The following is a 12,711-nucleotide window of genomic DNA, read 5'->3' on the forward strand; positions in this document are numbered from 1 at the left end:
GATGAAGGCGGCCGTCATACTCCGTTCTTCAAAGGCTACCGTCCGCAGTTCTACTTCCGTACTACTGACGTGACTGGCACCATCGAACTGCCGGAAGGCGTGGAGATGGTAATGCCGGGCGACAACATCAAAATGGTTGTTACCCTGATCCACCCGATCGCGATGGACGACGGTCTGCGTTTCGCAATCCGTGAAGGCGGCCGTACCGTTGGCGCGGGCGTTGTTGCTAAAGTTCTCGGCTAATCGCTGATAACATTTGACGCAATGCGCAATAAAAGGGCATCATTTGATGCCCTTTTTGCACGCTTTCACACCAGAACCTGGCTCATCAGTGATTTTATTTGTCATAATCATTGCTGAGACAGGCTCTGTAGAGGGCGTATAATCCGAAAGGCGAATAAGCGTTTCGATTTGGATTGCCTCGCGATTGCGGGGTGAAAATGTTTGTAGAATACTTCTGACAGGTTGGTTTATGAGTGCGAATACCGAAGCTCAAGGGAGCGGGCGCGGCCTGGAAGCGATGAAGTGGATAGTTGTTGCCATATTGCTGATCGTCGCAATCGTCGGCAACTACCTCTATCGCGACATGATGCTGCCGCTGCGTGCGCTGGCCGTAGTAATTCTGATTGCTGCAGCGGGTGGTGTCGCGCTGTTGACGACAAAAGGTAAAGCAACCGTTGCTTTTGCCCGTGAAGCGAGAACCGAAGTCCGTAAGGTCATTTGGCCGACTCGCCAGGAAACGCTGCACACCACGCTGATCGTCGCTGCGGTTACCGCAGTTATGTCACTGATCCTGTGGGGACTGGATGGTATTCTGGTTCGCCTGGTATCCTTTATCACTGGCCTGAGGTTCTGAGATGTCTGAAGCACCTAAAAAGCGCTGGTACGTCGTTCAGGCGTTTTCCGGTTTTGAAGGCCGCGTAGCCACATCGCTGCGCGAGCATATCAAATTACACAATATGGAAGAGCTGTTTGGCGAAGTCATGGTGCCGACTGAAGAAGTCGTTGAGATCCGTGGCGGCCAGCGTCGCAAAAGCGAACGCAAATTCTTCCCGGGTTACGTTCTGGTCCAGATGGTCATGAACGACGCAAGCTGGCACCTGGTGCGTAGCGTGCCGCGTGTGATGGGCTTTATCGGCGGTACCTCTGACCGTCCGGCGCCGATCAGCGACAAAGAAGTCGATGCGATCATGAACCGCCTGCAGCAGGTTGGCGATAAGCCGCGGCCGAAAACTCTGTTTGAACCGGGTGAAATGGTTCGTGTTAACGACGGTCCGTTCGCAGACTTTAACGGCGTTGTCGAAGAAGTCGATTATGAGAAGTCTCGCCTGAAAGTGTCTGTTTCTATCTTCGGTCGTGCGACCCCGGTAGAGCTGGACTTCAGCCAGGTTGAGAAAGCGTAAGGCTGCGATCAAAAAAGCAGCGATCTAATCGTTGCATAGGGCGCGAAATTGACATACAATTTCGCGCCTTTTGTTTTTATGGGCCTTATGCCCATAAAGCGATATTTATCACGGGGAGCTTCTTTGAAGCGATACTACCCAATTCGAGGAATTTAGAATGGCTAAGAAAGTACAAGCCTACGTCAAGCTGCAGGTTGCAGCTGGTATGGCGAACCCGAGTCCGCCGGTTGGTCCAGCACTGGGTCAGCAGGGTGTGAACATCATGGAATTCTGCAAAGCGTTCAACGCAAAAACGGATTCCATCGAAAAAGGTCTGCCGATTCCGGTTGTTATTACCGTTTACGCTGACCGTTCTTTCACCTTCGTTACCAAAACGCCTCCGGCAGCTGTTCTGCTGAAAAAAGCGGCTGGTATCAAGTCTGGTTCCGGCAAGCCGAACAAAGACAAAGTAGGTAAAATTTCCCGCGCTCAGCTGCAGGAAATCGCGCAGACCAAAGCTGCCGACATGACTGGTGCCGACATTGAAGCGATGACTCGCTCCATCGAAGGTACTGCACGTTCCATGGGCCTGGTAGTGGAGGACTAAGAAATGGCTAAACTGACCAAGCGTATGCGCGTGATCCGTGAAAAAGTTGATGCGACCAAACAGTACGACATCAACGAAGCTATTGCCCTGCTGAAAGAGCTGGCCACTGCTAAATTCAACGAAAGCGTTGACGTTGCCGTTAACCTCGGCATCGACGCTCGTAAATCTGACCAGAACGTTCGTGGCGCGACTGTACTGCCGCACGGTACTGGCCGTTCTGTTCGCGTTGCCGTATTTACCCAGGGCCCGAACGCTGAAGCAGCTAAAGCTGCTGGCGCTGAGCTGGTAGGTATGGAAGATCTGGCTGACCAGATCAAGAAAGGCGAAATGAACTTCGACGTTGTTATCGCATCCCCGGATGCAATGCGCGTTGTTGGCCAGCTGGGCCAGGTTCTGGGTCCGCGCGGCCTGATGCCAAACCCGAAAGTCGGTACCGTAACTCCGAACGTTGCTGAAGCGGTTAAGAACGCTAAAGCAGGTCAGGTTCGTTACCGTAACGACAAAAACGGCATCATCCACACCACCATCGGTAAAGTGGACTTTGACGCTGACAAACTGAAAGAAAACCTGGAAGCTCTGCTGGTTGCGCTGAAAAAAGCAAAACCGAGCCAGGCGAAAGGCGTGTACATCAAGAAAGTTAGCATCTCCACCACCATGGGTGCAGGCGTTGCCGTTGATCAGGCTGGTCTGAGCGCATCTGCGAACTAAGATTAGTCTTTACGTGGGCGGTGATTTTGTCTACAATCTTACCCCCACGTATTCTGCTAATTGCAGACGTATATCCGAGATATTCGGGTTGTGGCAAGGCGGCAAGTGAGTGAGTCGCCAGGAGCATAGCTAACTATGTGACTGGTGCGAACGAAGGAAGCCAACGCCGCCACAAGCTGAATAGCGACGGATAGACAAGATTTGTTCGTTGGAGCCTGGCCTATCCAGGCCTCCGTCGAAGACCGCAGGCGTCTCGCAAGAGGCTTAATCCCCTGCGTAGACGGTGACAGAACGCTAAGATTATTTTTGATACTCTGGCTTGTTTCTGCTCACCGTATTAAGACGCTCTTCTCGTTGAGATGAGTGAAGTGAGTTCCGGAACATGAGTTCCGGCAAACATCCAGGAGCAAAGCTAATGGCTTTAAATCTTCAAGACAAACAAGCGATTGTTGCTGAAGTCAGCGAAGTAGCCAAAGGCGCGCTGTCTGCAGTAGTTGCGGATTCCCGTGGCGTAACTGTAGATAAAATGACTGAACTGCGTAAAGCAGGTCGTGAAGCTGGCGTATACATGCGTGTTGTTCGTAACACCCTGCTGCGCCGCGTCGTTGAAGGTACTCAGTTCGAGTGCCTGAAAGACACGTTTGTTGGTCCGACCCTGATTGCATACTCTATGGAACACCCGGGCGCTGCTGCTCGTCTGTTCAAAGAGTTCGCGAAAGCGAATGCAAAATTTGAGGTCAAAGCTGCAGCCTTTGAAGGTGAGCTGATCCCGGCGTCTCAGATCGACCGCCTGGCAACTCTGCCGACCTACGAAGAAGCAATTGCACGCCTGATGGCAACCATGAAAGAAGCTTCGGCTGGCAAACTGGTTCGCACACTGGCTGCTGTACGCGATGCAAAAGAAGCTGCGTAATCGCAGTTGTCTTTATCAAGCATTTGCTTACGTATAAACTTATTCTGATATTCAGGAACAATTTAAATGTCTATCACTAAAGATCAAATCATTGAAGCAGTATCCGCTATGTCCGTAATGGACGTTGTAGAACTGATTTCTGCAATGGAAGAAAAATTCGGTGTTTCCGCTGCTGCTGCTGTAGCTGTAGCTGCTGGCCCGGCTGAAGCTGCTGAAGAAAAAACTGAATTCGACGTAATTCTGAAAGCTGCTGGCGCTAACAAAGTTGCTGTTATCAAAGCAGTACGTGGCGCAACTGGCCTGGGTCTGAAAGAAGCTAAAGACCTGGTAGAATCTGCTCCGGCCGCTCTGAAAGAAGGCGTGAGCAAAGATGACGCTGAAGCACTGAAAAAATCTCTGGAAGAAGCTGGCGCTGAAGTTGAAGTTAAATAAGCCAACCCTTCCGGTTGCAGCCTGAGAAATCAGGCTGATGGCTGGTGACTTTTTAGTCACCAGCCTTTTTGCGCTGTAAGGCGCCAGTAGCGTTTCACACTGTTTGACTACTGCTGTGCCTTTCAATGCTTGTTTCTATCGACGACTTAATATACTGCGACAGAGCGTACGTTCTGTGTAAATCGCAATGAAATGGTTTAAGCGTGATAGCAACAGGCATTGCGGAAAGTATCCATTTTCCGGTCAACAAAATAGTGTTGCACAAACTGTCCCCCGCAGGACAGATGGGTCGACTTGTCAGCGAGCTGAGGAACCCTATGGTTTACTCCTATACCGAGAAAAAACGTATTCGTAAGGATTTTGGTAAACGTCCACAAGTTCTGGATGTACCTTATCTCCTTTCTATCCAGCTTGACTCGTTTCAGAAGTTTATCGAGCAAGATCCTGAAGGGCAGTACGGCCTGGAAGCAGCCTTCCGTTCCGTGTTCCCGATTCAGAGCTACAGCGGTAATTCCGAGCTGCAGTACGTCAGCTACCGCCTTGGCGAACCGGTGTTTGACGTTCAGGAATGTCAGATCCGTGGCGTGACCTATTCCGCACCGCTGCGCGTAAAACTGCGTCTGGTGATCTACGAGCGCGAAGCGCCGGAAGGCACCGTTAAAGACATTAAAGAACAAGAAGTCTACATGGGCGAAATCCCGCTCATGACCGACAACGGTACCTTTGTTATCAACGGTACTGAGCGTGTTATCGTTTCTCAGCTGCACCGTAGTCCGGGCGTCTTCTTTGACTCCGACAAAGGTAAAACCCACTCTTCGGGTAAAGTGCTGTATAACGCGCGCATCATTCCTTACCGTGGTTCCTGGCTGGACTTCGAATTCGATCCGAAGGACAACCTGTTCGTACGTATCGACCGTCGCCGTAAACTGCCTGCGACCATCATCCTGCGTGCGCTGAACTACACCACTGAGCAGATCCTTGACCTGTTCTTTGAGAAAGTCGTCTTCGAAATTCGCGACAACAAGCTGCAGATGGAGCTGATTCCAGAACGTCTGCGCGGCGAAACCGCGTCGTTCGATATCGAAGCTAACGGCAAAGTGTACGTTGAAAAAGGCCGTCGCATTACCGCGCGTCACATCCGTCAGCTGGAAAAAGACGATATCAAGCATATCGAAGTTCCGGTTGAGTACATCGCAGGTAAAGTCGTCTCTAAAGACTACGTTGACGAATCCACTGGCGAGCTGATCTGCGCGGCGAACATGGAGCTGAGCCTGGATCTGCTGGCTAAGCTGAGCCAGTCTGGCCACAAACGTATCGAAACGCTGTTTACCAACGATCTGGACCACGGCCCGTACATTTCTGAAACGGTACGCGTCGACCCAACTAACGATCGTCTGAGCGCGCTGGTAGAAATCTACCGCATGATGCGCCCTGGTGAGCCGCCGACTCGTGAAGCGGCTGAAAGCCTGTTCGAGAACCTGTTCTTCTCCGAAGACCGCTATGACCTGTCTGCGGTGGGTCGTATGAAGTTCAACCGTTCTCTGCTGCGCGACGAAATCGAAGGTTCCGGTATCCTGAGCAAAGACGACATCATTGATGTCATGAAGAAGCTCATCGATATCCGTAACGGTAAAGGCGAAGTGGATGATATCGACCACCTCGGCAACCGTCGTATCCGTTCCGTCGGCGAAATGGCGGAAAACCAGTTCCGCGTTGGCCTGGTGCGTGTAGAGCGTGCGGTGAAAGAGCGTCTGTCTCTGGGCGATCTGGATACCCTGATGCCTCAGGATATGATCAACGCCAAGCCGATTTCCGCCGCAGTGAAAGAGTTCTTTGGTTCCAGCCAGCTGTCTCAGTTTATGGACCAGAACAACCCGCTGTCTGAGATTACGCACAAACGTCGTATCTCCGCACTCGGCCCAGGCGGTCTGACCCGCGAACGCGCAGGCTTCGAAGTTCGAGACGTACACCCGACGCACTACGGTCGCGTATGTCCTATCGAAACGCCGGAAGGTCCGAACATCGGTCTGATCAACTCCCTGTCCGTGTACGCACAGACTAACGAATATGGCTTCCTTGAGACGCCGTACCGTCGTGTGGTTGATGGCGTGGTCACTGACGAAATTCATTACCTGTCTGCTATCGAAGAAGGCAACTACGTTATCGCTCAGGCGAACTCCAACCTGGATGACGAAGGCCACTTTGTAGAAGATCTGGTGACCTGCCGTAGCAAAGGCGAATCCAGCTTGTTCAGCCGTGACCAGGTTGACTACATGGACGTTTCCACCCAGCAGGTGGTCTCCGTCGGTGCGTCCCTGATCCCGTTCCTGGAACACGATGACGCCAACCGTGCATTGATGGGTGCGAACATGCAACGTCAGGCGGTTCCGACTCTGCGCGCTGATAAGCCGCTGGTGGGTACCGGTATGGAACGTGCTGTCGCCGTCGACTCCGGTGTTACTGCAGTAGCTAAACGTGGCGGTACTGTTCAGTACGTGGATGCGTCCCGTATCGTTATCAAAGTTAACGAAGACGAGATGTACCCGGGCGAAGCGGGTATCGACATCTATAACCTGACCAAATACACCCGCTCTAACCAGAACACCTGTATCAACCAGATGCCATGTGTGTCTCTGGGCGAGCCGGTTGAACGCGGCGACGTGCTGGCAGACGGTCCGTCCACCGACCTCGGTGAACTGGCGCTCGGTCAGAACATGCGCGTGGCGTTCATGCCGTGGAACGGCTACAACTTCGAAGACTCCATCCTCGTTTCCGAGCGTGTTGTCCAGGAAGACCGTTTCACCACCATCCACATTCAGGAACTGGCGTGCGTGTCCCGTGACACCAAGCTGGGGCCGGAAGAGATCACCGCTGACATCCCGAACGTGGGTGAAGCTGCGCTCTCCAAACTGGATGAATCCGGTATCGTTTACATCGGCGCGGAAGTAACCGGCGGCGACATTCTGGTCGGTAAGGTGACGCCGAAAGGTGAAACCCAGCTGACGCCGGAAGAGAAACTGCTGCGTGCGATCTTCGGTGAGAAAGCGTCTGACGTTAAAGACTCTTCTCTGCGCGTACCTAACGGTGTCTCCGGTACGGTTATCGACGTTCAGGTCTTTACTCGCGATGGCGTAGAAAAAGACAAACGTGCTCTGGAAATCGAAGAGATGCAGCTCAAGCAGGCGAAAAAAGACCTGTCTGAAGAACTGCAAATCCTCGAAGCGGGCCTGTTTAGCCGTATCCGTGCGGTACTGGTGTCCGGCGGCGTTGAAGCTGAGAAGCTCGACAAACTGCCGCGCGACCGCTGGCTGGAACTCGGTCTGACCGACGAAGAGAAACAAAATCAGCTGGAACAACTGGCTGAGCAGTATGACGAACTGAAACACGAGTTCGAGAAAAAACTTGAAGCGAAGCGCCGTAAAATCACCCAGGGCGACGATCTGGCGCCGGGCGTGCTGAAGATCGTGAAGGTCTATCTGGCCGTTAAACGCCGTATCCAGCCGGGTGATAAGATGGCAGGTCGTCACGGTAACAAGGGTGTTATCTCTAAGATCAACCCGATCGAAGACATGCCTTACGATGAAAACGGCACGCCGGTAGACATCGTACTGAACCCGCTGGGCGTACCGTCTCGTATGAACATCGGTCAGATTCTGGAAACCCACCTGGGTATGGCTGCGAAAGGTATTGGCGACAAGATTAACGCCATGCTGAAACAGCAGCAGGAAGTCGCGAAACTGCGCGAATTCATCCAGCGTGCCTACGATCTGGGCGCCGACGTTCGTCAGAAAGTCGACCTGAGCACCTTCAGCGATGATGAAGTGCTGCGTCTGGCAGAAAACCTGCGCAAAGGTATGCCGATTGCCACACCAGTGTTCGACGGTGCGAAAGAAGCGGAAATCAAAGAGCTGCTGAAACTGGGCGACCTGCCGACCTCCGGTCAGATCACCCTGTTCGATGGCCGTACGGGTGAACAGTTCGAACGTCCGGTAACCGTCGGTTACATGTACATGCTGAAACTGAACCACCTGGTTGATGACAAGATGCATGCGCGTTCTACCGGTTCTTACAGCCTGGTTACTCAGCAGCCGCTGGGTGGTAAGGCGCAGTTCGGTGGTCAGCGCTTCGGGGAGATGGAAGTGTGGGCGCTGGAAGCTTACGGCGCCGCCTACACCCTGCAGGAAATGCTCACCGTTAAGTCTGATGACGTGAACGGTCGTACCAAGATGTATAAGAACATCGTGGACGGCAACCATCAGATGGAACCGGGTATGCCGGAATCCTTCAACGTTCTGTTGAAAGAGATCCGCTCGCTGGGCATCAACATCGAACTGGAAGACGAGTAATTCTCGCTCAAACAGGTCACTGGTGTCGGGGTAAAACCCGACACCAGATTGTGCTAACTCCGACGGGAGCAAATCCGTGAAAGATTTATTAAAGTTTCTGAAAGCGCAGACTAAAACCGAAGAGTTTGATGCGATCAAAATTGCTCTGGCTTCGCCAGACATGATCCGTTCATGGTCTTTCGGTGAAGTTAAAAAGCCGGAAACCATCAACTACCGTACGTTCAAACCTGAGCGTGACGGCCTTTTCTGCGCCCGTATCTTTGGGCCGGTAAAAGACTACGAGTGCCTGTGCGGTAAGTACAAGCGCCTGAAACACCGTGGTGTTATTTGTGAGAAGTGCGGCGTTGAAGTGACCCAGACCAAAGTACGCCGTGAGCGTATGGGCCACATCGAGCTGGCGTCTCCGACTGCTCACATCTGGTTCCTGAAATCGCTGCCGTCCCGTATCGGTCTGCTGCTCGATATGCCGTTGCGCGATATCGAACGCGTACTGTACTTCGAATCTTATGTGGTTATCGAAGGCGGTATGACCAACCTGGAACGTCAACAGATCCTGACTGAAGAGCAGTATCTGGACGCGCTGGAAGAGTTCGGTGACGAATTCGACGCGAAGATGGGTGCGGAAGCTATCCAGGCCCTGCTGAAGAGCATGGATCTGGAGCAAGAGTGTGAAACTCTGCGCGAAGAGCTGAACGAAACCAACTCCGAAACCAAGCGTAAAAAGCTGACCAAGCGTATCAAACTGCTGGAAGCCTTCGTACAGTCTGGCAACAAGCCAGAGTGGATGATCCTGACCGTTCTGCCGGTTCTGCCGCCAGATCTGCGTCCGCTGGTTCCGCTGGACGGCGGTCGTTTCGCCACGTCAGATCTGAACGATCTGTATCGTCGCGTCATTAACCGTAACAACCGTCTGAAACGTCTGCTGGATCTGGCTGCGCCGGACATCATCGTACGCAACGAAAAACGTATGCTGCAGGAAGCGGTTGACGCCCTGCTGGATAACGGTCGTCGCGGTCGTGCGATCACCGGTTCTAACAAGCGTCCTCTGAAATCTTTGGCCGACATGATCAAAGGTAAACAGGGTCGTTTCCGTCAGAACCTGCTCGGTAAGCGTGTTGACTACTCCGGTCGTTCTGTTATCACCGTAGGTCCATACCTGCGTCTGCACCAGTGCGGTCTGCCGAAGAAAATGGCGCTGGAGCTGTTTAAACCGTTCATCTACGGCAAGCTGGAACTGCGTGGCCTGGCCACCACCATCAAAGCCGCGAAGAAAATGGTTGAGCGTGAAGAAGCCGTCGTTTGGGATATCCTGGACGAAGTGATCCGCGAACACCCGGTACTGCTGAACCGTGCACCAACACTGCACCGTCTGGGTATCCAGGCCTTTGAACCGGTTCTGATCGAAGGTAAAGCTATCCAGCTGCACCCGCTGGTTTGTGCGGCATATAACGCCGACTTCGATGGTGACCAGATGGCTGTTCACGTACCGCTGACGCTGGAAGCCCAGCTTGAAGCGCGTGCGCTGATGATGTCTACCAACAACATCCTGTCTCCGGCGAACGGCGAACCTATCATCGTTCCGTCTCAGGACGTGGTACTGGGTCTGTACTACATGACCCGTGACTGTGTTAACGCCAAAGGCGAAGGCATGGTGCTGACTGGCCCGAAAGAAGCTGAGCGTATCTATCGCGCAGGTCTGGCCTCTCTGCATGCGCGCGTTAAAGTGCGTATCACTGAATATGAAAAAGATGAAAACGGCGAATTCGTTGCGCACACCAGCCTGAAAGACACGACCGTTGGTCGCGCCATTCTGTGGATGATCGTACCGAAAGGTCTGCCTTTCTCCATCGTCAACCAGGCGCTGGGCAAGAAAGCGATCTCCAAAATGCTGAACACTTGCTACCGTATTCTGGGCCTGAAACCGACCGTTATTTTTGCGGACCAGACGATGTACACCGGCTTTGCTTATGCAGCGCGTTCAGGTGCGTCCGTTGGTATTGATGACATGGTCATCCCGGAGAAAAAACACGAGATCATCTCTGAGGCGGAAGCTGAAGTTGCTGAGATCCAGGAGCAGTTCCAGTCTGGTCTGGTAACCGCTGGCGAACGCTATAACAAAGTTATCGATATCTGGGCTGCGGCGAACGATCGTGTATCCAAAGCGATGATGGATAACCTGCAAACCGAAACCGTGATTAACCGTGACGGCCAGGAAGAGCAGCAGGTCTCCTTCAACAGCATCTACATGATGGCCGACTCCGGTGCGCGTGGTTCTGCGGCACAGATTCGTCAGCTGGCAGGTATGCGTGGTCTGATGGCGAAGCCAGATGGCTCCATCATCGAAACGCCAATCACCGCGAACTTCCGTGAAGGTCTGAACGTACTCCAGTACTTCATCTCCACCCACGGTGCTCGTAAAGGTCTGGCGGATACCGCACTGAAAACCGCGAACTCCGGTTATCTGACCCGTCGTCTGGTTGACGTCGCGCAGGATCTGGTAGTGACCGAAGATGACTGTGGTACGCACGAAGGTATCCTGATGACCCCGGTTATCGAGGGTGGCGACGTGAAAGAGCCGCTGCGTGACCGCGTTCTGGGTCGTGTGACGGCGGAAGATGTGCTGAAACCGGGTACCGCGGACATTCTGGTTCCACGCAACACGCTACTGCACGAACAGTGGTGTGACCTGCTGGAAGCAAACTCCGTTGACGCCGTTAAAGTGCGTTCTGTTGTATCCTGCGACACCGACTTTGGTGTATGTGCGCACTGCTATGGTCGTGACCTGGCGCGTGGCCACATCATCAACAAAGGTGAAGCTATCGGCGTTATCGCGGCACAGTCCATCGGTGAACCGGGTACACAGCTGACGATGCGTACGTTCCACATCGGTGGTGCGGCATCGCGTGCGGCTGCTGAATCCAGCATCCAGGTTAAGAACAAAGGTAGCATCAAGCTCAGCAACGTGAAGTCGGTTGTGAACTCCAGCGGTAAACTGGTTATCACTTCCCGTAACACCGAACTGAAGCTGATCGACGAATTCGGTCGTACCAAAGAGAGCTATAAAGTGCCTTATGGCGCTGTCATGGCGAAAGGTGATGGCGAGCAGGTTGCCGGCGGCGAAACCGTGGCAAACTGGGACCCGCACACCATGCCGGTTATCACCGAAGTGAGTGGTTTCATCCGCTTCACTGACATGATCGACGGTCAGACCATTACGCGTCAGACCGACGAACTGACCGGTTTGTCTTCGCTGGTGGTTCTGGATTCGGCTGAACGTACTACCGGTGGTAAAGATCTGCGTCCGGCGCTGAAAATCGTTGATGCTCAGGGTAATGACGTTCTGATCCCGGGTACCGATATGCCTGCGCAGTACTTCCTGCCGGGTAAAGCGATTGTACAGCTGGAAGATGGCGTACAGATCAGTTCTGGTGACACCCTGGCGCGTATTCCGCAGGAATCCGGCGGTACCAAGGATATCACCGGTGGTCTGCCGCGCGTTGCCGACCTGTTCGAAGCGCGTCGTCCGAAAGAACCGGCAATCCTTGCTGAAATCGCAGGTATCGTTTCCTTCGGTAAAGAAACCAAAGGCAAACGTCGTCTGGTGATTACGCCGGTTGATGGTAGTGACCCGTACGAAGAGATGATTCCGAAATGGCGTCAGCTCAACGTGTTCGAAGGTGAACGTGTAGAACGTGGTGATGTGATTTCCGATGGTCCGGAAGCGCCGCACGACATTCTGCGTCTGCGTGGCGTTCATGCTGTGACGCGTTACATTGTTAACGAAGTTCAGGATGTATACCGTCTGCAGGGCGTTAAGATTAACGATAAACACATCGAAGTTATCGTTCGTCAGATGCTGCGTAAAGCGACCATCGAAAGCGCCGGTAGTTCCGACTTCCTGGAAGGCGAACAGGTTGAATACTCTCGCGTCAAGATCGCTAACCGCGAGCTGGAAGCGAACGGCAAAGTGGGGGCTACCTTCTCCCGCGATCTGCTGGGTATCACCAAAGCGTCTCTGGCAACCGAGTCGTTCATCTCTGCCGCATCGTTCCAGGAGACTACACGTGTCCTGACCGAAGCAGCCGTTGCGGGTAAACGCGACGAACTGCGCGGCCTGAAAGAGAACGTTATCGTGGGTCGTCTGATTCCGGCCGGTACCGGTTATGCGTACCACCAGGATCGTATGCGCCGTCGCGCCGCGGGCGAGCAGCCAGCAACACCGCAGGTGACTGCGGAAGATGCATCTGCCAGCCTGGCAGAACTGCTGAACGCAGGTCTGGGCGGTTCTGATAACGAGTAATCGTTAAATGGTGGAGGGGTATT

The 12,711-nt window shown here is 53.3% G+C and carries 8 protein-coding genes and 1 pseudogene; all 9 read left to right on the plus strand.

Features of this window, described 5'->3' with window-relative positions; genetic code table 11:
• Positions 1-243: pseudogene (gene tuf, locus ACLJTG_RS23085) on the plus strand (elongation factor Tu); the annotation flags it as partial.
• A 229-nt stretch (positions 244-472) separates the two neighbouring features.
• Positions 473-856, plus strand: a complete 384-nt coding sequence (gene secE, locus ACLJTG_RS23090; protein ID WP_001275691.1) for a preprotein translocase subunit SecE — start codon at positions 473-475, stop codon at positions 854-856.
• 1 nt (position 857) lies between these two features.
• On the plus strand, positions 858-1,403 hold the full coding sequence (gene nusG / locus ACLJTG_RS23095) for a transcription termination/antitermination protein NusG (RefSeq protein ID WP_001287521.1): 546 nt from the start codon (positions 858-860) through the stop codon (positions 1,401-1,403).
• A gap of 157 nt (positions 1,404-1,560) precedes the next feature.
• Positions 1,561-1,989, plus strand: coding sequence for a 50S ribosomal protein L11 (rplK, locus tag ACLJTG_RS23100; protein WP_001085926.1), 429 nt, complete (start codon positions 1,561-1,563; stop codon positions 1,987-1,989).
• 3 nt (positions 1,990-1,992) lie between these two features.
• Positions 1,993-2,697: a 50S ribosomal protein L1 gene (gene rplA / locus ACLJTG_RS23105; RefSeq protein ID WP_001096676.1), complete on the plus strand. Its 705-nt coding sequence runs from the start codon at positions 1,993-1,995 to the stop codon at positions 2,695-2,697.
• Between the two features lie 415 nt (positions 2,698-3,112).
• Positions 3,113-3,610: a 50S ribosomal protein L10 gene (gene rplJ, locus ACLJTG_RS23110; RefSeq protein ID WP_001207203.1), complete on the plus strand. Its 498-nt coding sequence runs from the start codon at positions 3,113-3,115 to the stop codon at positions 3,608-3,610.
• Positions 3,611-3,676: 66 nt separating this feature from the next.
• Positions 3,677-4,042 (plus strand): 50S ribosomal protein L7/L12, encoded by a 366-nt coding sequence (gene rplL, locus ACLJTG_RS23115; RefSeq protein WP_000028882.1) that lies wholly within the window; start codon positions 3,677-3,679, stop codon positions 4,040-4,042.
• Positions 4,043-4,359: 317 nt separating this feature from the next.
• Positions 4,360-8,388 (plus strand): DNA-directed RNA polymerase subunit beta, encoded by a 4,029-nt coding sequence (gene rpoB, locus ACLJTG_RS23120; protein WP_000263105.1) that lies wholly within the window; start codon positions 4,360-4,362, stop codon positions 8,386-8,388.
• A gap of 76 nt (positions 8,389-8,464) precedes the next feature.
• Entirely contained in the window at positions 8,465-12,688 is a 4,224-nt protein-coding gene (gene rpoC / locus ACLJTG_RS23125) for a DNA-directed RNA polymerase subunit beta' (RefSeq protein ID WP_000653965.1), read from the plus strand.
• The last annotated feature ends 23 nt before the right edge of the window (positions 12,689-12,711 follow it).

Source organism: Salmonella sp. SAL00672, from assembly GCF_046552175.1.
In the GTDB taxonomy this organism is placed as follows: Bacteria; Pseudomonadota; Gammaproteobacteria; order Enterobacterales; family Enterobacteriaceae; genus Salmonella; species Salmonella enterica.